Annotated in this window: 18 protein-coding genes; 10 read left to right on the forward strand and 8 right to left on the reverse strand. The window is 34.0% G+C overall.

What is annotated here, in order from left to right:
* Position 1 precedes the first annotated feature (1 nt).
* The 6 genes from ACFO3N_RS08555 (at position 2) to ACFO3N_RS08580 (ending at position 7,878) form a co-directional block, all read left to right on the forward strand.
* Positions 2 to 1,192 carry a glycoside hydrolase family 130 protein gene (locus tag ACFO3N_RS08555; RefSeq protein ID WP_379796877.1) on the forward strand — a complete coding sequence of 397 codons (1,191 nt, stop codon included), beginning with the start codon at positions 2 to 4 and terminating at the stop codon, positions 1,190 to 1,192.
* A gap of 6 nt (positions 1,193 to 1,198) precedes the next feature.
* Positions 1,199 to 2,389: an AGE family epimerase/isomerase gene (locus tag ACFO3N_RS08560; RefSeq protein ID WP_379796880.1), complete on the forward strand. Its 1,191-nt coding sequence runs from the start codon at positions 1,199 to 1,201 to the stop codon at positions 2,387 to 2,389.
* A 132-nt stretch (positions 2,390 to 2,521) separates the two neighbouring features.
* A complete protein-coding gene (locus ACFO3N_RS08565) occupies positions 2,522 to 3,808 on the forward strand; it encodes a glycoside hydrolase 5 family protein (protein ID WP_379796882.1) in 1,287 nt (428 codons plus the stop codon).
* A gap of 144 nt (positions 3,809 to 3,952) precedes the next feature.
* Entirely contained in the window at positions 3,953 to 5,941 is a 1,989-nt protein-coding gene (locus ACFO3N_RS08570) for a glycoside hydrolase family 97 protein (RefSeq protein WP_379796884.1), read from the forward strand.
* Positions 5,942 to 6,044: 103 nt separating this feature from the next.
* Positions 6,045 to 7,163 (forward strand): AAA family ATPase, encoded by a 1,119-nt coding sequence (locus tag ACFO3N_RS08575; RefSeq protein ID WP_379796886.1) that lies wholly within the window; start codon positions 6,045 to 6,047, stop codon positions 7,161 to 7,163.
* Positions 7,153 to 7,878, forward strand: a complete 726-nt coding sequence (locus ACFO3N_RS08580; RefSeq protein ID WP_379796889.1) for a hypothetical protein — start codon at positions 7,153 to 7,155, stop codon at positions 7,876 to 7,878. The genes ACFO3N_RS08575 and ACFO3N_RS08580 overlap by 11 nt, the downstream gene beginning before the upstream one ends.
* A 77-nt stretch (positions 7,879 to 7,955) precedes the next feature.
* Here the strand turns inward: ACFO3N_RS08580 and mgrA are convergent, their stop codons facing one another.
* The 4 genes from mgrA to ACFO3N_RS08600 form a co-directional block, all read right to left on the reverse strand.
* Positions 7,956 to 8,912: an L-glyceraldehyde 3-phosphate reductase gene (gene mgrA, locus ACFO3N_RS08585; RefSeq protein ID WP_379796891.1), complete on the reverse strand. Its 957-nt coding sequence runs from the start codon at positions 8,910 to 8,912 to the stop codon at positions 7,956 to 7,958.
* Positions 8,913 to 9,263: 351 nt separating this feature from the next.
* Positions 9,264 to 11,561, reverse strand: a complete 2,298-nt coding sequence (bglX, locus tag ACFO3N_RS08590; RefSeq protein WP_379796893.1) for a beta-glucosidase BglX — start codon at positions 11,559 to 11,561, stop codon at positions 9,264 to 9,266.
* Positions 11,562 to 11,946: 385 nt separating this feature from the next.
* Entirely contained in the window at positions 11,947 to 13,329 is a 1,383-nt protein-coding gene (locus ACFO3N_RS08595; RefSeq protein ID WP_379796895.1) for a sialate O-acetylesterase, read from the reverse strand.
* The gene (locus tag ACFO3N_RS08600; protein WP_379796897.1) at positions 13,319 to 14,419 is read right to left on the reverse strand and encodes an SGNH/GDSL hydrolase family protein; all 1,101 of its coding nucleotides are present in this window, start codon (positions 14,417 to 14,419) and stop codon (positions 13,319 to 13,321) included. Before ACFO3N_RS08600 ends, ACFO3N_RS08595 begins: the two co-directional genes overlap by 11 nt.
* Positions 14,420 to 14,634: 215 nt before the next feature.
* Here ACFO3N_RS08600 and ACFO3N_RS08605 point away from each other — a divergent pair, with 215 nt between their 5' ends.
* Entirely contained in the window at positions 14,635 to 15,135 is a 501-nt protein-coding gene (locus ACFO3N_RS08605; protein WP_379796899.1) for a C40 family peptidase, read from the forward strand.
* Positions 15,136 to 15,254: 119 nt separating this feature from the next.
* On the opposite strand, the gene ACFO3N_RS08610 is transcribed toward ACFO3N_RS08605, so the two are convergent.
* Complete coding sequence (locus ACFO3N_RS08610; protein ID WP_379796901.1) at positions 15,255 to 16,835, reverse strand: L,D-transpeptidase family protein; 1,581 nt, start codon at positions 16,833 to 16,835, stop codon at positions 15,255 to 15,257.
* Positions 16,836 to 17,003: 168 nt separating this feature from the next.
* Positions 17,004 to 17,423, reverse strand: coding sequence for a DUF1573 domain-containing protein (locus ACFO3N_RS08615; RefSeq protein ID WP_379796903.1), 420 nt, complete (start codon positions 17,421 to 17,423; stop codon positions 17,004 to 17,006).
* A 164-nt stretch (positions 17,424 to 17,587) separates the two neighbouring features.
* On the opposite strand from ACFO3N_RS08615, the gene ACFO3N_RS08620 reads away from it, so the two are divergent.
* Complete coding sequence (locus ACFO3N_RS08620) at positions 17,588 to 18,853, forward strand: sensor histidine kinase (protein WP_379796905.1); 1,266 nt, start codon at positions 17,588 to 17,590, stop codon at positions 18,851 to 18,853.
* Complete coding sequence (locus tag ACFO3N_RS08625) at positions 18,850 to 19,536, forward strand: response regulator transcription factor (RefSeq protein WP_379796907.1); 687 nt, start codon at positions 18,850 to 18,852, stop codon at positions 19,534 to 19,536. Before ACFO3N_RS08620 ends, ACFO3N_RS08625 begins: the two co-directional genes overlap by 4 nt.
* A 761-nt stretch (positions 19,537 to 20,297) precedes the next feature.
* Here the strand turns inward: ACFO3N_RS08625 and ACFO3N_RS08630 are convergent.
* On the reverse strand, positions 20,298 to 20,603 hold the full coding sequence (locus tag ACFO3N_RS08630) for a GIY-YIG nuclease family protein (RefSeq protein WP_379796909.1): 306 nt from the start codon (positions 20,601 to 20,603) through the stop codon (positions 20,298 to 20,300).
* 95 nt (positions 20,604 to 20,698) lie between these two features.
* Here ACFO3N_RS08630 and ACFO3N_RS08635 point away from each other — a divergent pair, with 95 nt between their 5' ends.
* A complete protein-coding gene (locus ACFO3N_RS08635) occupies positions 20,699 to 21,463 on the forward strand; it encodes an MBL fold metallo-hydrolase (protein WP_379796911.1) in 765 nt (254 codons plus the stop codon).
* On the opposite strand, the gene ACFO3N_RS08640 is transcribed toward ACFO3N_RS08635, so the two are convergent.
* Positions 21,460 to 23,664, reverse strand: coding sequence for a B12-binding domain-containing radical SAM protein (locus tag ACFO3N_RS08640; RefSeq protein ID WP_379796913.1), 2,205 nt, complete (start codon positions 23,662 to 23,664; stop codon positions 21,460 to 21,462). The genes ACFO3N_RS08635 and ACFO3N_RS08640 overlap by 4 nt on opposite strands.
* Positions 23,665 to 23,742: the final 78 nt, after the last annotated feature.

Consider the following 23,742-nt stretch of genomic DNA (forward strand, 5'->3'; position numbering starts at 1 on the left):
TATGACAACGATAACATCTTCAGCCACTTTTCAAGAAAGAAAATCGGCATTAGAAAAACAACATAAAACATTGCTTGAGCAAAAAAACGAACCTCAAGAAATAGTTGGAAACGGCATATATGAACGTTACAAAAGCCCTGTCGTTACTGCGGCACATATCCCATTAAACTGGCGTTTTGATTTTAACGAAAATACAAATCCGTTTTTACAGGAAAGAATTGGCGTGAATGCAGCTTTTAACGCTGGAGCAATAAAATGGAATGGAAAATATTTATTGGCTGTTCGAGTAGAAGGAATCGACAGAAAATCTTTTTTTGCTATTGCCGAAAGTCCAAACGGAATTGATAACTTCAAATTTTGGAATAAACCGTGCGTGATTCCACAAACTGAAGAACCCGATACAAACGTGTACGATATGCGTCTTATTAATCACGAAGACGGATTTGTTTACGGAATTTTCTGTACCGAAAGAAAAGATCCGAAAGCTCCAAAAGGCGATACCAGTTCGGCTGTAGCCAATGCGGGAATTGTGCGTTCTAAAGATTTGGTAAACTGGGAAAGACTTCCAGATTTGATTTCGAACACAGGACAACAGCGAAATGTTGTTTTGCACCCAGAATTTGTAGACGGAAAATATGCTTTATATACTCGTCCACAAGATGGTTTTATTGATGTTGGAAGCGGTGGAGGAATTGGTTTAGGTTACGTTGACGACATGACCAATCCTGTTGTAAAAGACGAAAAAATCATTTTTGGAAAACAATATCATACGATTTACGAGCTGAAAAACGGTTTGGGTCCAGCTCCAATTAAAACATCAAAAGGTTGGTTGCATTTAGCGCACGGAGTTCGAAATACTGCAGCAGGATTACGCTATACTTTGTATATGTTCATGACCGATTTGAATGATATTACGAAAGTAACACACATTCCCGCAGGGCATTTTATGGGGCCAGAAGGAATCGAAAGAGTTGGAGACGTATCGAATGTTTTATTTTCTAACGGATGGATCGAAGACGAAGACGGAACGGTTTACGTTTATTACGCTTCTTCAGATACTAGAATGCATGTGGCGGTTTCATCTGTGGATAAACTTGTTGATTATGTAATAAATACTCCAGCAGATACTTTTATTTCGGCTGGTTCAGTGCAAACCATCATCAATCAAATCGAAAAAAATAACGCAATTTAAAATATCGTGTCATTACAAAGAAAGCTTTTAAAATCGGAACTAACCGCAGAACTGGATTCTATCCTAAATTATTGGTCGGAACGTACTATTGACGATCAAAATGGAGGTTTTGTTGGTCAAATCGATTTTAACGATCATCAAATTGCTCATGCAGAAAAAGGTTCGGTTCTGAATGCCCGAATTCTTTGGACGTTCTCTGCCAGTTATCAAACCACTAGAAACGAAAACCACAAAAAACTGGCAAAAAGAGCATTCGAATTTCTTGCTTCTTATTTTTATGACACACAATTTGGAGGTCTTTTTTGGAGTATAAATGAGGATAAAACTCCAAAAGACACCAAAAACCAGATTTATGCATTGGCTTTTGCGATTTATGGATTGTCTGAATATTATGCCATTTCAAAAGAAGAAAGAGCTTTAGAAATTGCTAAAAACTTATATGCAAAAATTCAAGAACATAGCTATGATAAGATAAACAAAGGCTATTTTGAAGCTTTTACCAGAGATTGGCAACCCATTGATGATTTGCGTTTAAGCGAAAAAGATGCCAACGAAAAGAAAACCATGAATACGCATCTTCATATTATTGAAGGTTATGCGAATTTATATAAAGTCTGGAAAGATGAGAAACTGCTTGCCACTATTATCGAATTATTAGGAACCATCGAGAAATATTTTATCAATACTGAAACGGGACATTTACGTTTGTTTTTTGACGAAAACTGGAAAGAAAAACCAGATGTTATCTCGTACGGACATGATATTGAAGCAGCTTGGCTTTTGCAGCAATGTGCCGAAATTTCGGGAAATGAAACTTTGATTGCCAATTATAAAAAATATGCCATTCAAATTGCAGAAGTAACCAAAGAAGGTTTAGATGCTGATGGCGGTTTATGGTACGAATATGATCCTAAAAAAAATGAGTTGATTGCAGAAAAACATTGGTGGCCACAAGCTGAAGCTTTAATTGGTTTTTACAACGCCTATCAATTAACAGGGAAAGAAGAATATTTGGATATCGTATACAGAAACTGGAAATTCATAAAAAAATACATGATCGATCAGCAAAATGGAGAATGGCATTGGGGAGTTTATGACGATTATAGCTTAATTAAAAAAGACAAAGCCGGATTCTGGAAATGTCCTTATCATAATGGTCGAGCATGCCTAGAGCTTATTCATCGAATTGAAAATTAAGGTTTCAAATAAAAATCAAAACGTCTTACAGAACGTAAAGCCCTAGCCCCGATAGAAGCGGCATCCTTTTATGGTGGGGTTCACCATAAAAGATAAAGCGGATAGCGGGATTAGCTCCTTAAAATATAAATTATGAAAAACAGATTTTTTAAAACCCTTTCATTGGCCTTGATTTTTACCGCAATTGCTTGTCAGGCGCAGGAAAAAATCACCGTAAAAGGAAATGAATTTTACAAAGGCGATAAACCGTACGCTTATATTGGAACCAATTATTGGTACGGAAGCATGTTGGCATCTAAAAAAATAGGCGATCGTAAAAGGCTTTTGCGCGAGTTGGACTTAATGAAGAAAAACGGAATCGATAATTTACGTGTTTTAGTGGGTGCCGATGGCGGAAAATATGATTTTACCGTTCGTCCAGCACTGCAATACGAGCAGGGAAAATATGATGAAGATTTATTGGACGGATTGGATTTCTTGATTAGCGAAATGAGCAAACGAAACATGTACGCCGTTTTGTACTTAACCAATAACTGGGAATGGTCGGGCGGAATGTCGCAATACTTGGAATGGAATGGCAAAGGAGCAATTCCAGTTCCGAATATTCCGCCAAATACTTGGCCTCAGTTTATGTCGTATACAGAACAGTTTCATAGTTGCGAGCCTTGTATGGAAGCTTTAAACAATCATGTGAAGTTTATTATTGGCCGAACAAATGCGTATTCTAAAAAGAAATACAACGAAGACAACACGATTATGTCTTGGCAGGTTGGAAACGAACCGAGACTTTTTACAGTAGAAAATGAAGTTAAATTCACGAAATGGCTCAATAACATTGTTGATTTAATTGACAGTTTAGACAAAAATCATTTGGTTTCTACAGGTTCTGAAGGAAAAAACAGTTCGAACGACAGCATGGAAATCTTCGAAAGAACGCATCAAAATCCGAACATCGATTATTTGACGATGCACATCTGGCCCAAAAACTGGAATTGGTTTAAAGCTGATAATGCAGAAGCAACAATGCCAAAAACTATTGAAAACGCTGGTAAATACATTGACGATCACATCAAGGTTGCCAACAATCTGAAAAGACCTATTATTATTGAAGAATTTGGACTTCCGAGAGAAAATGAAAACCTGAATGCGGGAGCATCTTCTATTTATAGAAATCAGTTTTACAGTTATATTTTTGAAAGAGTTGCAGAAAGCGTTAAAAATAATGGTCCTTTAAGAGCGGCCAATTTCTGGGGTTATGGCGGTGAAGGAAAAGCAATTCATCAAGACGGAAAATGGAATCCTGGAGAGCCTTTGACTACAGATCCTCCGCAAGAACCGCAAGGCTTAAATTCTGTTTTTAATGGAGATAAATCGACATTAGAAATTGTAAAAAAATACAATTCAGAATTAAAAAAATAAAAGAATCATTCATCCCTATTTTCTGTAGAGACGCACCGCAGTGCGTCTTATGCACAACGAATATGCGCGTCGTAAACTGGGCGTATACGCACTGCGGTGCGTCTCTACAGAATAACAAAATCGAAATTTGATAAAAAGTACAGCATGAAAAATATATTTATTCTTTTTTGTTTTTTATTTCTGAATATCTCTTTTTCACAAAAGAAACAAGACTTTATTCTGAAATCTCCCGACGGAAAAATCGAAGTTAAAATTGCTGTAAATGATAAAATATCTTGGTCAATCTCGCATGAAAAAGATTTGATCTTGGCTCCATCTGAAATGTCTTTGACTTTAGATCAAAATGAGGTTTTGGGAAAAAATCCAGCAGTTTTAAATTCGAAAAAAGAGAGCGTAAATACTTCTTTTGAAACGCCTTTATACAAAAAGAAAACGGTTAAAGATCAATACAACAAACTGATTCTAAATTTTAAAAATGATTTTGCTCTTGAATTTCGTGTTTTTGATGATGGGGCAGCATATCGTTTCGTCACAAAAAAGAAAAAAGAGATTACGGTTAAAGATGAAGAAGTGGTTCTGAATTTCGATCAGGATCATAATACTTTGATGCCGTATGTACGTGATTTAAGAAATCCGAAAGATCAATTTATTTCTTCGTTTGAATCGCATTATGAAAACAAAAAAATAAGTGAATTTGCTAAAGATACTTTGGCGTTTTTACCTTTTCTAATTGATTATAAAAACCATAAAAAAGCTGTTTTTCTAGAAGCTGATCTCGAAGATTATGCGGGATTATTTGTAACCAATAATAAAAACAAAACAGGTTTTGAATCTCGTTTTTCTAAATATCCAACCCAAGAAACTAACGGCGGATTTAATTACCTCAACAAACTGATTACCGAAAGAGCTGATTATTTGGTAAAAACAAAAGGAACGAGAACTTTTCCGTGGCGAGCGATTGTCATTTCTGAAAATGATGCTGCTTTAGCCAATAACGATATGGTTCAGAAATTAGCCCAGTCTTCCAAAATAAAGGATGTCTCGTGGATAAAACCTGGAAAAGTAGCTTGGGATTGGTGGAACGACTGGAATATTTACAATGTAGATTTTAAAGCCGGAATTAATACGCAGACGTATAAATATTATATTGATTTTGCTTCTAAAAACAAAGTTGAATATGTGGTTTTGGACGAAGGATGGAGCGTTGAAACCGATATCATGAAACATAATCCGAATGTGGATCTGGAAGCTTTAATCGCTTACGCGAAAGAACGAAACGTGGGCATTATTTTGTGGGCTTCATGGATGGCAATAAATGATAAAACAGAAGCCGTTTTTGACAATTATGCAAAATTGGGTGTGAAAGGTTTTAAAGTAGATTTTATTGACCGTGACGATGCCAAAATGGTCAATTCGGTTTATGATATTGCCCAAAAAGCAGCCAATCATAAATTGATTATTGATTTTCACGGAATGTACAAACCAACAGGAATCCAGAGAACCTTCCCTAACATTTTAAATTTTGAAGGCGTAAAAGGTTTAGAAAATAATAAATGGACACCAAATGATGATGTTCCGCTATACGATACCACAATTCCGTTTATTAGGATGATGGCGGGACCAATGGACTATACACCAGGCGCGATGCGAAATGCTACAAAAAGCGAATTCAAGCCAAGTCATTCAACTCCAATGAGTCAGGGAACAAGATGTCATCAATTGGCATTGTACACTATTTTTGAAGCGCCTTTACAAATGATGGCTGATAGTCCGACGGCTTTTATGAAAGAACAAGAAAGCACCGATTTTATCGCTAAAGTCCCAACGGTTTTTGATGAAACTATTGCTCTTGATGGTGAAGTTAGAAAATATGTTTCTATTGCAAGAAGAAAAGGAAATTCTTGGTATTTAGGTGCCATCACAAATTGGGATTCCAGAGATATTACAATTGTTTTTTCTTTCCTTGAAAAAGGCAAAAAATTCCAAGCCGAAATTTTCTCAGATGGTCTAAATGCCGACAAAGCCGCAACCGATTATAAAAAAGAATTAATTACCGTTGATTCAACAACCAAATTAAAATATCGTTTGGCTAGCGGAGGCGGATTGACGATGATTATAAAATCAAAAAATTAAATTACGATAACTTTTCATTTATAAAACATAGAATTTAGCAAAACCAATGCCGTAATTTTTTTACGGCATGTTTTTTTTTTATATGTTTGTAAAAAATTTAATTATGCTAACCAAATTCAAGGTATCAAATTTTAAAAGTTTTAATAAAGACTTTATTTTTGATTTAAGCGAAACAAATGGATATACATTTAATAGTGAATGTATCAAAAATGGCATTGTTAATAATGCATTAGTTTACGGACATAATGGTGTTGGTAAATCAAATTTAGCATTAGCTATTTTTGATATAATTGAGCATTTAACTGATAGAACAAACAAAAGTAGTACTGAATATTTAGTCTATTTAAATGCATATAATAATTCGGAAACAGCTCACTTTTATTACGAATTTTTAATAAATTCATGCAAAGTTGTTTATGAATATAAAAAAACCGATCATAAAACTATTATATACGAAAAATTCACAATTAATGATGAAGAATTTGCATTTCTTGATAGAAAGAAAAAAAACAGCGCCATTATTAAGTTTAAAGGAGCTGAAAATCTTAAAAACAAACTTACTAACGATAATTTATCTTTATTAAAATATATTAAAAATAATACGGAATTAGATAAAAACAAGGCTAACGAAATTTTTAATCTTTTTTTTAAGTTTGTAGAAGGAATGCTCTATTTCAGATCATTACAAAGTAATTTTTATCTAGGAATAGAAGTTGGTAAGCAAGGAGTGATTGAAGATATAATTGAAAAAAAATACACTGAAGATTTAGAGTTTTTTTTAAATAAAGCGGGTATTGAATGCAAGTTAAAAGTTATTGATGTAAATGATAAAAAAACATTAGCCTTTAACTTCAACGGGAAAACAATTCCATTTTTCAGTATAGCTTCGCAAGGTACAAAAGCTCTTGTAATGTTTTATTTTTGGTTCAAACGAATTCAAGAAAAATCAAAGGTTTCATTTCTTTTTATTGATGAATTTGATGCTTTTTATCATCATGAGTTATCTGCATTGATTGTGGAAGAACTTAAAAAAACAGGAGTTCAATTTGTATTGACAACTCATAATACGTCAATTATTACAAACGATTTGTTAAGGCCTGACTGCTATTTTTTAATGAACAAAGAGTCTATACTATCTTTAGCAAAAAGCACTCCAAAAGAATTGAGAGAAGCACACAATATTGAAAAAATGTATAAAGCAGGATCATTTAATGTCAAATAAAATTCTATTTATTTTCGAAGGTGAGAAAACAGAAAATCAAATTACAAAAAATTTAACAAATTTTTTCCTCAATGAAAACACAATTATTGAATGTGCATATTGTTCGACAATCTATCAAGTATACAAAGAGATTTTAAATGATGATGATTTAGAAACGTTTACATTGCTAAAAAACAGAAAGCAAAATCAAGAAATTTTGAAAGATTATAATCGAGATGATTTTGCAGAAATCTACATGTTTTTTGATTATGATGGACACGACATAATTGCCGATGATAATAAATTAAAAGACCTTTTAGAATTTTTCAATGAAGAAACTGAAAAAGGAAAATTATATATAAACTACCCTATGGTAGAGTCTTTAAAACATATTTCAGATTATGAAATATTCAAAGATCTTAAAGTTAAATGTAAGGAAAACATTAATTATAAAAAAATTGTCAGCGAAAATTGTTTAGAAACATTAAAAAATATGACTATTTATAAATATGAAACGTGGCAAAAACTTATTGAAGCACATTTAAACAAAATGAATTACATAACTAATAATTTTTATTCATTTCCAACTGGGCTCATATCTCAATTAAATATTTTTGAAAACCAATTAGATAAATATATAACTGTAGATTCTACAATTGGAGTTTTAAATTCATTTCCTATCTTTTTACATGATTATTATGGAAACGACAAAATTAAAGAATTAATATCCATCTGAAAAAACAACTTTATTTTAAAAATCACATGTTTTAATATTTCAAAAAACAAAAAATGGGACAACATGTCCCATTTTTATTATGCTAATATCTTTTCAATCGCATTCAATTCATCTTGCGAAAAATCAGTATTCTGAAGACAATCAATATTATTACACAATTGTTTTACAGAACTAGCTCCAATTAAAACAGAAGTAATTCGTTTATCTTTTTGAAGCCAAGCCAAAGCCATTTGTGCCAAAGATTGATTTCTATTCTGAGCAATTTCATTAAGTTGAATCAATTTCTGAATACGCTCCTGCGTCACCTCATCTTCTTTCAAATGTCCGTTTGGATTATGTGCTCTTGAATTTTCAGGAATTCCATTTAAATATTTATCTGTTAATAATCCTTGAGCCAAAGGTGAAAACGCAATACAACCTACTCCTTTTTCTTCCAAAACATCTAATAAGCCATTTTCAACCCAACGTTCCAACATAGAGTATTTTGCTTGATGAATCAAACAAGGTGTTCCCAATTGTTTTAAAACATCAACCGCAACTCTGGTTTGCTCAGCAGAATAATTACTGATTCCAACATACAAAGCTTTTCCGCTTCTGACAGCGTGATCCAAAGCCATCATGGTTTCTTCAATCGGCGTTTCTGGATCTGGGCGGTGTGAGTAAAAGATATCAACATAATCAATGCTCATTCGTTTCAAACTCTGATCTAAACTAGATAAAAGATATTTACGCGAACCCCAATCTCCATAAGGTCCTTTCCACATTGTATAACCTGCTTTAGTAGAAATTACGATTTCATCACGAAGATTCCCTTGAAAATTATGCCATAAAATTTTACCAAAATTTTCCTCGGCAGAACCTGGAACCGGACCATAATTATTCGCCAAATCAAAATGAGTAATTCCTTTATCAAAAGCTTCAATGGCAATACTTTCGGCATTTTCAAAATTATCAACCGAACCGAAGTTATGCCATAATCCTAAAGAAATTTCAGGAAGCAGTAATCCGCTTTTCCCGCATCTGTTATATTTCATTGTTTTAATTTAAAAGTTGGAGTTTTAATAGATTTTAAAAATACAAAAAACTCCCGCAGATTTTGCAGATTTAGGAGATTAAAAAAATTTGCCGAATCTGCTAAATCTGCGGGAGAAAAATTTTATATGATTAATAAATCTCGCAAAGTCGCAAAGTTTCTTTTGAATAGCCCCTAGCTTCAGCTAGGGGAATAAGATTTGAATAAGAAAGGGCTTTAGCCAAACTTTGTAGGTTTGGCTAAAGCCCTTTCGATTGTGTTGCTATTTTCATCCAGCTAAAGCTGGACGCTATTCAATCTTATTTTTAAAAACTAAACTTTGCGACTCTGCGCCCTTGCGAGATTAAAACTTTTAGTCTTTAATTTCAAAACCACTCTGCAAACCTTTATCAGAACTTCCTCCAACCATGATTTTAAAAGTTCCCGGTTCTACTAAATAAGCTCCTTCGTTATTATAAAAACCAAGTTCCTTATCTGTCAAAGTAAACTTTACCGTTTTAGTTTCTCCTTTTTTCAGATTAACCAATTCAAAACCTTTCAATTCTTTTATTGGACGAACGATACTTGCAAATTCATCATGAATGTACAATTGAACTACTTCTTTTCCGTCGTAATTTCCAGAGTTTGTAACCTCAACGCTTACCTCAACTTTTTCTCCTTTTGCAAAAGCCGTTTTATTCAATTTCAAGTTTTTATAATCGAAAGTGGTATAGCTTAATCCAAAACCAAACGGAAATTGAGGCGTTTTTTCTACATCCATGTAATGCGACCAAAAAACATTTTTATCGCTGTCTATCGGTCTTCCTGTGCTGTATTTGTTGTAATAAATTGGCACCTGCCCTACATTTCTAGGAAACGACATTGGCAATTTTCCACTCGGATTATAATCTCCGTATAAAACCTGTGCAACAGCATTTCCAGTCTGAGTTCCCAAATGCCAAGCTTCTACAATTGCTGGAACATTCTCTGCTGCCCAAGGAATACTCAACGGACGACCATTATTCAGAACCAAAACCACATTCGGATTCACTTTATAAATTTCTTCTAGCAATTCTTGCTGTAATCCAGGGAGGTTCAAATCAGTTCTACTTCTTCCCTCACCGCTTTGGAAACCGTATTCACCTAAAACCATTACCACGACATCAGCATTTTTTGCTGCTTTTTTCGCTGCTTCAAATCCGCTTTTGTCTGTTGTATTGAAAACCGTTTCGGTTAAGAAAGTTGCTTTTTGTTTCAGTAAATCACCCCCTTTTTCAAAAGTCAGTTGATTGTCTTTATATTGCTGCATTCCTTCTAAAACAGAAACCGCTGTATCATCAGAAGCAGCAATTCTCCAACTTCCTAGCGGACTATTTTTATCGTTAGCCAAAGCGCCAATTAAAGCAATTTTCTGTCCAGATTTCTTTAGCGGAAGCAAATTCTTTTCATTTTTCAATAAAACGATCGATTTCTTTGCCATATCCAAAACACCATCGTTATTGGCTTTACTTCCAACCACTTCTTTTTCGCGTTTTTCATCGCAATATCTATACGGATCATCAAATAATCCCAATTCAAATTTCACACGCAAAATTCTTCTGACAGCATCGTCAATCAAAGCTTCTTTTACTTTTCCTGACTTTACTAAATCAACCAATTTTGCCACATACAAATACGATTCCATATCCATATCAGAACCTGCAATAACCGCTTTTGCCGTTGCATCGGCTTCGTCTTTTGCATAACCGTGTGCAATCATTTCGCGAATCGAAGCGTAATCAGAAATTACAAATCCGTCAAACTTCCATTTTCCTTTCAAAATATCTCTTTGCAAAAAAGCATTTCCAGTTGCAGGCACACCATTCAAAGTATTAAACGAATTCATAAATGTACGAACTCCCGCTTCAACCGTTGCTTCAAAAGGAGGCAAAACCGAATTGTACAATTTAGAATTACTGATATCTACAATATTATATTCTAATCCTGCTTCAACATAACCATAAGCAGCAAAGTGTTTCGCACAAGCTGCAATCGTATTTACTTTGGCCAAATCTGCAATGGTTTCTCCTTGAAAACCTTTCACACGAGCATAACCCACTTTACTTCCCAAATACGGATCTTCACCCGCACCTTCCATCACACGACCCCAACGCGCATCGTTTGCCACGTCAACATTTGGTCCAAAAGTCCAGTTAATTCCAGATGCCGAAGCTTCATCTGCCGCAATCGCCGCCGATTTTTTAATGGCTTCCAAATCCCAGCTTGCCGCTTCTGCCAACGGAATCGGACTTAACGTTTTATAGCCATGTATTACGTCAAAACCAATAATTAACGGAATTCCTAATCTTGTTTCTTCAACCGCAATTTTCTGCACAGCACGAACTTCTTTTACGCCACGAACCGTAAGCATCGAGCCGACCAATCCTTTTCTTAAATGTTCGTATTTTAATTCGGCTGTTCCACCTTTTGGCGCAGGTCCAGTAACATCCCAAAAACCATTATATTGGTTCATCTGTCCAACTTTTTCCTCCAGCGTCATTAATGGCAAAAGCAAATCTATACGTTGCTCAACAGTTTTATTCTTATCCAGATACGGCTTTTTTTGTGCACTCATATTTCCAACAGTAAACAGGGAAAACACCCCAATAATTAGTATTTGTTTATTTTTCATATGTGGTTTAGTTAGTTTTTCTTTAAGATTCTAAGGTTCTGAGACGCTGAGATTCTAAGTTTTTGTTGGGCGTGTCCCTCCGGGTCGGGCTATCCGTTTCAAGTCCTCGCACTTCCTTCGTCAGGCTGTGGGCTTTCCACTTCTATCCCTCACGCAAATCGTTTTCAAAAGAGCGTTTTTGTTTACCTTATCATCCTGAGGAACGAAGGATCACATTAGAAACTCCGCACAGAACTTCGCTAAACTTTGTCGAGCTACGTGTGTGATCCTTCGTTCCTCAGGATGACAAACTTTATGTCTCACTTTGCGGGGCTTCGACTTCGCTCAGCCTGACAAAGCAGATCAATAATCAAAAATCTATATTCTATATTCTATATTCTAAAATCTAAAATTCACTCGTAAAACAAGAAGCAGGTAAATTCGCTTTATTAAACAAATCAGACTGTGTTGTATTTCCCCATGCAAACCTCACTTTTGCAGGATTTACAACTTTTTTACTTGTCAAAATCACTTCGTTATTTTTAATTGAAGCCTCCGCAGGATAAAAAATTCCATCAGTTCCTGCAACTTCAAATTGATTCGATTTTTTATCTTTGAAATACAATCCTTCAGCATAATCGAAAGAAACTATAACTATATTTTTCTCGATTTTAAAACTTTTAAAAAGCGGACTATTTACCAAACTTGAGTTTATTTTATAAGTATCGGTCAAAGCCAGATTCGCTAAACGAATTCCAACCGATTTTTTGTTTTTGGGATGAATATCAATCGTATCCGAAATATCGCTAATCACAACCATTCCTGTTTTTGGAACTTCTTTCAATAATTTTCTCTGCGAATTTCTAACCGTTACATTTGAGAAATTATTAGAACCCGTTTTAAACGGCGCTATCTGAACATAATAAAACGGAAAATTATCATTCCATTCCTTTCTCCAAGAAGTAATTAAAGCTCCCAGAGTTTTATCATAAACCAAAGAACCCACATTTGATTCTCCCTGATACCAAAGCGTTCCTGCAATCTTAAATCCCACAATCGGGTAAATCATAGCATTGTAAGCACGTCCTGGCTGTCTTGGTCCGTATTCCTGTTCGTTTAGTTTTTTAGCATTTTCTAATAAAAGCGGATCATTATTTACCACATCTTCTGGCATCCAGATTTCTGCAGGAGTTCCTCCCCAATTGGAAGAAATTAATCCGATTGGAACATTTTTTAAATCTTCGCGAAGGCGTTTGGCAAAAAAGTAACCAATAGCGCTAAAATATTTCATGGTTTCCGGAGTCGATTCTGTCCAGTTTCCCAACAAATTATTCTGCGGACTTGTAGCAGTTAATTTCGGAACCGTGAAAAAACGAATGTTTGGATTCGTTGCATTTTTCATTTCCTCTTCGCCATCGTCAATTCCCCAGCTTACCGACATTTCCATATTCGATTGTCCAGAGCAAAGCCAAACTTCGCCAATCAAAATATTTTTTAGAACCACTTCATTGTAACCTTTTATCGAAATCGTAAAAGGGCCTCCAGCTTCTGGAGTTTTAATCGTAATTTCCCACTTTGCCTGATTACTGGCTACAGTTTTATACTCCTGATTGTTCCAACTCGAAACCAGTTTAATTTCTTCTTTTGGATTTGCCCAACCCCAAATTTTCACTTCAGAGTTACGCTGTAAAACCATATTATCACTAAAAATATTCGGAAGCGAAACGTTTGCCATCATAGTACTGGAAATCAATAAAAAGAAAACAAACTTATAGATATTATTTTTCATTTAGTAACTTCTTTAAAAATGGAGCATATTCATCGGCCAAAACCTTATGATCTGCCACATCTGGATGTCCAGAACATCCATTTGGAGTCATCGGTTTGAATTTAAAAATCTGAATGGGCTTATGCGCTTTATCATTCGCGAAAGCGTTTTTAACTTTATTTAGGCAATCTTCAAAAACAGCTCCTCTTTCTCCTCCCACCATTGGACTATTCGTAATTACAATCTGCACTTTCGGATTATGCCTATAAAGCATTTTAATGAAGTTTACATAATTCGAAACATACTTTTCAGCGTTAAATGGAAGACGCTCTTTTTTACCATCTCCACCAGAAAAATCATTTGTTCCTAAAGCAATGCTGATAATATCGGGCTGAAAAGCGAAATCATATTTAGGTTTTGAAGCGTCTTTCGTCAGATATAAATATGGATAAGCATCAGGCATTATAACTTCGTCTTTATTCTCGTCATTCCAATTTCTGTACATTCCAATTCCAGAAACACAACTCATTAAATAATCAACACCAATCTCTCTTGAAAGTGTTGGACCGTAAGCATAATAACTATTGTGGTGATCGTAATATTCTCCTTTATCGCAAGGAATGTCAGAACCGTCGCTTGCTGCACCGCAAGTAATCGAATCTCCGATAAACTCGATTTTCTTTTTCTTTTTAAACGAAATTGACGTCAGCTTTGCCGTTGTTCCAGCGAACAAAACTCCGCCTGTATGCGCTTCTGTGTTTTTATAAATTTCTAAACGATGTTCTTTCTGATTTGAAGTAATCTTTAATGGAAAAGATTGAACCGCACCTTTTTCAATTCTAATTTTCCCAATATATTTCCCATCCAAAACCAATTGAACATAATTATGATGCTCATAAGAATCAACACTTTGAAGTAAAATCGAGCATTCATTTCCAGTAAAATTGAAAGAAACAGAAGAAGCTGTTCCAATTAAAATGACAGTATCCTGCTGCAATTTTTCTATGCGACCTTGATATAGAAAAGTTTTATTTGAATTTAGTGTTTGTGAGTTCGAAATGATCGAAATCAGCAAAAACGAAATTAAAAGTGCTATTTTTTTTGGAAACATAATTTATTTGTTAAAATCTAAATACGATTCACAAATATATTGGAAAGAGATTATCTAAAAAGATACTAAAATGTCAAAAAGTAATAAAAAAACACCACATAAACACATCAACATTTGTCTATAGAACGTTAATTCTTACAATTGAAACAAAGGTATTCTATTGAAATTCTAGATTTAAGGCTTATCTTTACCGTTTAACGCTTTTTGTATACAAAATGAGATCACATTTTTTTATTTTTCTATCAGCCTTTATTCTATTTTCCTCTTTTAATTTTAAAAAGAAGGAAAAGGAAAACCTGCCTCAAACTCCAACCGAAATTAATCGTGATTCTCTAATTGTTTATGCAAAAAAATATTTAGGAACACCCTATGTATATGCAAGCAGTAATCCGAAAAAAGGTTTTGACTGTTCGGGTTTTGTGAGTTATGTGTTTAAAAATTTTGGAATGACGCTTCCTAGAAGTTCAAGCGGCTATAAAAATATCGGTAAAACTTTAAAACCAGAAGAATTTAAAGTTGGAGATATTTTAGTTTTCTACGGATATAAAGACAAAACTAATATTGGACATCTTGGAATAATTTGTGAAGCCAACGGAATGCAGTCGAAATTTATTCACGCTTCATCAGGAAAAGCACAACAAGTGACTATAACAGCGCTTGATACAGAACACTATACCAAACGCTTTTATAAATGTGTTGATGTTTTGTCTAAATAGTTTTTATCATTATTTTTTCACGCAGATTTTGCAAATTAGAGCAGATTTAATTGGATTTTTCTAGTTTAAAATCTGCGAGCATCAGCTTAAATCTTTTTAAATCTGCGTGAAAATTATTTTTATTCCTCTGTTAAGAGTTTAATCAAACTTTCATCTCTTCCGTAAATATCTTTATAGAAGTTTAGATTCCCTTCGCGGTCTACCCAAGCGGTAAAATAGCCAATGTAAACTGGAACTTTTTTCTTTAAAGTGTACCAACTTTCTTTTCCGGCGTGCATGGCTTTATCAATTCTTGCAGGATTCCATTGCGGATCTACTTTTAATAATTCAATTGCCAATTCGCGTGGTTTTGCAACACGCACACAGCCGTGACTAAACGCTCGGCTTTCTCTTTCGAACAAACTTTTTGAAGGCGTATCGTGCAAGTAAATATTACTTGAATTTGGAAATAAAAACTTTACCAATCCTAAAGAATTATTTTTTCCTGGAAGTTGACGAACTGCGCCGTTATTCCATTCTAGATTTTTCTTCTGCAAATAGTTTTTATCTTTTGCCATTCCAGGTTTAATCTCCGATTTGATAATGCTTGGCGGCACATTCCAATACGGACTAAAAACAATATTGCTCATCATTCCGCTAAAAATAACCGTTTTTGTCATCGCTCGTCCCACCACAACTGGCGACACAAAAGCGATTTTTCCATCTTCAACTATATATAATTTAAATTCAGGAATGTTAACTTCAATGTATTTTTGACCTTTTTCTAATTCAGGATCAATCCAACGGCAACGCTCCATATTAGCAATAATCGTTTTAATGCGTTCCGAAACTGGAATATTCAAGTCGTTAATGTGTTCTAATAAAATGGTGTTTTTGGGAGTATAGCCATGACGAACTTCATAGTTTTTCATAGCTTTCATTAAAGTCGTATCGCAAACCGCACTTTTATTGTCTTCTTTAAGATCTTTGGTCACAAAAAGCCTTTCTCTTATCTGAGCCACAACATTTGATGAATCGCCAACTTTTAGAGCTTTATAATCTTCATCTGCTTCGATCGTTTTCCAACCTCCATTTTTTTCAATTTCTCTATATTCTTTTAAAGCATCACGAAGTTTGTAATATTGGCTGAACATCTTTTTTTTCTTATCATCCAAAATGGTTGATTTTTTAAAGATAGAATCAGAAAGCACTTGGTAATTGAACTTTTTGCGAGGTAAAAGCCACTCTAAAGAGATACTAGTTTTTTCATCAAAACCCGCATATACTTTTTCGGCATAATAGTAATACAAATTTGACAGCAGTAAATCTGTATCTTCTTTGGATAATTTCTTGGTTGGATTATTTTCGAAAACAGAATTAAGTTCCTCTTTATAAGGATAATTTGCTTTCAATCCTTCTTGATCTAAATTTTTGTATTGATTGAATAGTGTATTTCCAAACTCCACTACTCCTTTATTATCCTGCCATAATTGAGTCGATTTGTTTTTTTGATACAAAGAAGTTACATCGCCTTTAAATTTCTCCAGTTTTGGATAATTTTCATAAAACTTTGCGATTCGGACAGTATCAATAGTAAGTTTTAATTCTGGAATTTTTTCAACTGTTTTTATCGCTTTTTCCTCTTTTTTATCCGCTTTCGAATTACATGAAAAAACAACAAAAAAAACAACTGCAACTATAGGCGTATACCAAATTTTCATAGCTTAAAATTTTTGAATAAAAGTAGAAAAAATTCTATTAAAACAAAGTTCTCGGCAATAATTCTTAATCCTTATTTTTTTGAAGTTTAAACGGTTAATAAAAAAATAAAAGCTCCAAACAATTTGCATGTCTGGAGCTTTCGCCATATAACCAACCTATTAAAAATCTTAGATAACTGTACCTTTTAAAGTAAGCACTTTTGGTGTTGTTTCTGCACTAGTTGTTACCGTAACTGTTTTTGTAAAAGCACCTTTGTTTGCAGCATTGTAAGTTGCAGTAACTTTTGCAGATTTACCTGGCTGAATTGGTTCTTTTGTGTAATCTGTCGCTGTACATCCGCAAGAACCTTGAACGTTTGTAATAACTACAGCTGTTTTTCCTGTATTTTTAAATTCGTAAACAATTGCTTTTGGAGTTCCCTGCGGAATTTGCCCAACATCTATTGTTTCTGCTTTCCAAACAATTGTAGAAGCAACTGTAGTTTCTGAAATTTCATTCTCTGAAACTAAAGATTGTACTGGTGCAATTGCCGAAAAAGACATAAGGCCTAAAGCCAAAGCTAACATCGAAATTTTGATCATTTTCATAACTGATATATTTAAAATGGTTTATAGTTCATTTTGATATTACAAAGGTAATTCATACAAAATCAAATCGCTGTTAACCGCTTTCAAACGTTTGTTAATGACTTGTTAATCGCTTATTTTCAGGCTAAAATTGATTAATATTACAATCTCAAAATTTGTTATTCTTGAAAATTAATAAACTCAACAGCATCATTCTCTTAGGATTGGTAGCCATCATTAGTATTTTGGTTGCACAATTGTTATGGACAAAAGAGGCTTTTACAATTGAACAAAAAAAGCTTAGCCAGAAAGCCCATATTGCTTTGTTGGAAGTCGCTAAAAAATTATACGAAGGAACCAACCACGAACTGCCTTTTCAAAATCCGGTTCAGAAAATTGCAAACGACTATTATATAGTAAATGTCGATAACGAGTTTGAACCTGATATTTTAGAATTTTATCTAAAGACAGAATTCAAAAAAATGAACATCACGACCGATTTCGAATACGCGATGTACAATTGTCAAAGCGACGAAATGATTTATGGTGATTACATTTCACTTTATAAGAAAAAAGCAGAATGCAAAAAGACCGTTTATTTTCCTAAACATAAAAATCTAGTCTATTATTTTGCCGTTCGTTTTCCAAATGAAACTACTTATTTATTTAGTTCGATGCGATTTTGGTTTGTACTTTCAACGGCATTGATTCTGATTTTACTGATTTACGTTTATTCGATTTTTAAGCTTTTACAACATAAAAAATATTCGGAACTGCAGCGTGATTTCATTAATAATATGACGCATGAATTTAAAACGCCACTGGCTTCAATTCTTATCGCTTCTAAATATTTAATTGAACAAAAACCAATTAAAGAAGACAAAAAACTGTATACCTACACCGATATTATTATCAATCAAGGAAATAAATTAAACGGCCACATCGAAAAGATTTTAAATATTGCAAAATCCGATTATGCTCCCTTGGAACTTAAAAAAGAAAGTATTTTAATTGTGCCTATAATTGAAGAAGCAATTGAAAACATCCAATTAAAATATCCTGAAGCTTCTATTAAAATCGAAACTTCTTCAAAAGAATATTTGCTGGAAACCGATATTTTTCATTTTGGTAATTTAGTTTATAATTTACTGGATAACGCAGTGAAATATTGTAATGAAAAACCAGAAATAACCATTAAATTCACAGAAGAAAACAATTGTTTAAAACTAGAATTTATAGATAACGGAATTGGAATTAATCCTAAAAAAATATCCTTTATCTTTGATAAGTTTTATAGAGTTCAAAATGAAAAGAGCAATGAAGTTAACGGATTTGGACTCGGTCTATATTATGTAAAAGAAATTTGCAGTCTGCAAAACTGGAAAATAAAAGCCGAAAACAATAAAGAAAAAGGTGTTACTATAACTTTATCAATTCCTAACAAAAAATGAGAAACTTCAAAATACTATATGCCGAAGACGACGAAACCCTTGCGTTTTTAACCAAAGATAATTTGGAGCAAAATAATTATGAAGTTATTCATTGTTCTGATGGAAAATCGGCACTGAAAATTTTTGAAGAAGAAGAGTTTGATGTTTGCATTTTTGATATTATGATGCCAAAAATGGATGGTTTTGAGCTTGCTGAAGCAGTTAGAAAAATTGACGTCGATGTTCCGATTATTTTCCTTTCAGCTAAAACTTTAAAAGAAGACCGCATTAAAGGCCTTCGTATCGGTGCAGATGATTATTTGGTAAAACCTTTCAGCATTGAAGAATTACTGCTGAAAATTGAAATTTTCTTGAAACGTTCACAGAAAAATATTACTCCTGCAAAAACAATTTATGAAGTAGGAAAATATCATTTTGATACTAAAAATTTCATTCTTTTTAATGATGAAGAAAAAGTTGGTTTAACTCAACGTGAAGCCGAATTATTAAAACTTTTTCTAGATCATAAAAATTCTGTTTTGAAAAGAGAACAAATTTTAACGTCTCTATGGGGAACCGACGACTATTTTATGGGAAGAAGTTTGGATGTTTTCATTTCGCGTCTTCGTAAAATCCTTGCCAATGAAGAAGGAATTTCGATTGAAAACCTTCATGGGATTGGGTTTAGGTTTTCTATTGGGTAAAGTAACAATATTCATTAAACATAGTGTAACCACAACGTTTTGTCATTCCGACGAAGGAGGAATCTCCGCGGCAATATTCCATAAAGTAATTCCAATCTTTGACGAGCTACTTACGGAGATTCCTCGTCCCTCGGAATGACATACCAGACTAGAAATACTTTAAACAAACATAGTGTAACCTCAACGTTTTGTCATTCCGACGAAGGAGGAATCACCGCTGCAATATCCCATAAAGTAATTCCAATCTTTGGCGAGCTACTTGCGGAGATTCCTCGTTCCTCGGAATGAAATAACAGACTAGAAATACTTTAAATAAACATACCGTAACCGCATAGTTTGTCATTCCGACTGAGGAGGAATCTCCGCGGCAATATTCTACAAAGCTATTCCAATCTTTGGCGAGCTACTTGCGGAGATTCCTCGTTCCTCGGAATGAAATAACAGACTAGAAATACTTTAAATAAACATACCGTAACCGCATAGTTTGTCATTCCGACTGAGGAGGAATCTCCGCGGCAATATTCTACAAAGCTATTCCAATCTTTGGCGAGCTACTTGCGGAGATTCCTCGTCCCTCGGAATGACATAACAGACTAGAAATACTTTAAATAAACATACCATAACCTCAACGTTTTGTCATTCCGACGAAGGAGGAATCTCCACGGCAATATTCCATAAAGTAATTCCAATCTTTGACGAGCTACTTACGGAGATTCCTCGTTCCTCGGAATGACAAACTAGACTTAAAAGACTGTTTTCAATTAATACTCCAAAAATTCCAATTCAGGATTCATAGTTTTAATTAAAGCAATTTTCTTTTCCCTTCTCCAGCCCTTGATTTCTTTTTCTCTTGCAATTGCTTCTTGAATCCAAGTAAATTTTTCATAATAAAGCAAAAATTCAACATTATACTTTGAAGCAAAAGTTTTGCTTTCCAGCAAAATATTATCTTTATGCTTCATTATTCTTTTCTTTAAATTATTGGTAACCCCGACATAAAAAACAGATTTCGCTTTATTTGTCAGAATATAAATGAAATAGGCATGAAATCCTTCTTGTAAATGCATAAACTTAAATAATAACAATTCTGCTAAAAATAAAGAAAAATCTGTAAATTATTTTTCAAAAAACTTTGTATTTTTAATATCTAATTTTCTTGGATATGAAATTACATCATTTGCGAAATGCCTCTTTGGTAATTGAAACAGAAAAGCATGTCATTTTAGTTGACCCAATGTTAGGTAAAAGAAAAACAATTCCGCCTTTTACTATTTTCAGATACAAACCGAAACGAAATCCTTTGGTGGCTTTGCCAAAAAACAGTCGTGACATTTTAAGTCGAGTGACGCATTGTTTGATCACACATTTGCATCCGGATCATATAGACAAAGCTGGTGAAGTTTTTTTAAGAAGAAAAAGCATTCCTGTAATTTGCAGTTCTAAAGATGAAAAAGCTCTTGTGCAAAGAGGTCTTAGTGTAATTCAGACTCTTGAATATTGGGAACCGCAAAAATTTCTGGATGGAAAAATTACCGGGATTCCAGCTATTCACGGTTATGGTTTCATTGCCAAATTAATGGGAAATGTAATGGGCTTTCTTATTGAACTGGCAGATCAAAAATCGATTTACATCAGTTCTGATACTATTTTTACAGAACATGTAAATAAAGTTTTAATGCAATTTAAACCCGACATTTCGATTGTTGCCTGTGGTACTGCAAGATTAGATATCGGCCAACCTTTATTAATGCGAATGGACGACATTTTAAAGTTCGTAACACTTGCTCCTGGAAAAGTCCTTGCCAATCATTTAGAAGCTTTAAATCATTGCCCAACCACAAGATTGCAATTAAGAACTGCTCTTTCAGATCATGGTCTTTTAAACAAAACTTCTATTCCAAATGACGGAGAATGTATTGAATATTAAAGTACCAATAACCCAAATTCACGCAAAGTGTTTATAGGTTTAGAATACCAGAACAATTCGAAATCTTCCAAAGAAGTCTCAAAATCATTCTTGACTTCTTGAAAAGTATAATTTTTAGAACCTGAAACCGCTATTTTGGATAAAATTGAAGTCAGCCACTCGCCTTCTTCTTTTCCGGTTTGAATATTGAAACTTTCTTTTTTATCATGAAAAGTTAGCGACATCATTTCCCAACTTCTTCCCTTTTTTGATTTTGAAAAGATTTCTGCAGCAGGTTTTCCTCCAAGCCAAACTACTTTTGCATTTGGTTTAGTATTGAAATCGTTTTGTTCTTCTAGTGCATTAAAAATAAAATCAGGGTGAATTTTGGTTTTCGGAATTTTAAAATCGAACCAATCCTGAAGTTCATAATCAAAACAGATTCCGTGCATAAAATTAAAAAGCGATTTCTTTAATCCGAAACTAAATTTGTCGTGATTAATTCCTGTTGCATCAGTATACTCAATGTCGTTATTTGCAAAAGTTCCTATTGTTTCTGTTTTCTTAGTTACACCAAATTGTTCTGGATACAATCCAACCGGACTATGAGCCGTCAACGCAAATTGATGCCAAAAACCCGATTGTAAAACTCCAGCTTCAAACAATTGGCGAACCATTTCTAGACTATCTACCGTTTCTTGAATGGTTTGTGTAGGATATCCGTACATCAAATACGCATGAACCATAATTCCTGCTTCGGTAAAATTACGAGTTACTTTTGCGACTTGCTCAACAGTTACTCCTTTATCTATCAGTTTCAATAATCGATCTGAAGCAACTTCTAAACCTCCTGAAACAGCAATACAGCCCGAAGCCTTCAGTAACAGACATAAATCTTTTGAAAAACTTTTCTCAAAACGAATATTAGTCCACCAAGTTACGGCTAGTTTTCTTTTTAGAATTTCAAGCGCCAAAGCACGCATTAAAGCTGGCGGTGCGGCTTCATCAACAAAATGAAATCCGTTCTGACCTGTTTTTTCGATCAATTCTTCTATTCGATCACAAAGCAGACTTGCCGCAACGGGTTCATATACTTTGATGTAATCTAAAGAAATATCGCAGAAAGTACATTTTCCCCAATAACAGCCATGCGCCATGGTGAGTTTATTCCATCTTCCATCGCTCCACATTCTATGCATCGGATTAACAATTTCTATTACCGAAATATATTTATCCAAAGGCAGATCTGAATAATCAGGCGTTCCTACATAAGCTTGTTTATAATCGTGTTTTAAAGAATTATTTTTATAGACTACTTGTCCGTTTTCTAATAAAAATGTTCTTTTGAAAGAATTCGAATCTGGGTTTTCTAAATGAAAAATTAATTCTTCAATTGGAACTTCTCCATCATCTAAAGTGATAAAATCGAAAAACTCAAAAACACGTTTGTCTGAAAGCGAACGCAATTCGGTATTAGGAAAGCCTCCACCCATCGAAATTTTAATTTCGGGATGATTTTGTTTTACCCATTGTGCACAACGAAATGCGCTATATAAATTTCCTGGAAAAGGAACAGAAATTAGAAATAAAGTTGGTCTTATCGCTTCGATTTTAGCTTTTAAAAGCGAAATTAAAATCGAATCGATATAAGTCGGCTCTTGCTGTAAGGCTTCGTACAATTCATCAAAAGAATTGGCGCTTCGCCCTAAACGCTCTGCATAGCGGCTGAAACCAAAATTCTCGTCAACACATTCTACAATAAAATCTGAAATATCTTCGAGATATAAAGTTGCCAAGTGTTTTGCTTTGTCTTGAGTTCCCATTGTTCCAAAAGCCCAATCGAGTTCTTCTAATTGTGCAAAACGAGAAGCTTCTGGTAGAAAATCTTCTTGACAAATCTGTAGAGCCAAAGTTGGATTTTTTCCTTGCAAAAACTGAATTACAGAATCAATAGTTTTGATGTATTCGTCTTGTAGAGCAAAAATACGCTTTGAGTTATCTGAAATTTCATTTCCAGCAACTTGAAACTTGAAACTTGAAACTTGAAACAATCTTTCTAATCCTTTTTTCGAAAACAATTCTAAAATCACATCAATACCCAAATCAGCCTGAACTGATTCTATATTTTTAGTATTCAGAAAACCTTTTATATACGCCGTTGCCGGATACGGGGTATTCAGTTGTGTAAATGGCGGCGTAATTACAAAAAGCTTTGTTTTCAAAAGAGAATTATTTTTTTGCAAAAATACGGGATATCTAGGAATTATCGAGAAAAGATTTTGGAAAGAACTTTTTTGATA

This window comes from Flavobacterium chungangensis (genome assembly GCF_042654045.1).
In the GTDB taxonomy this organism is placed as follows: Bacteria; Bacteroidota; Bacteroidia; order Flavobacteriales; family Flavobacteriaceae; genus Flavobacterium; species Flavobacterium chungangensis.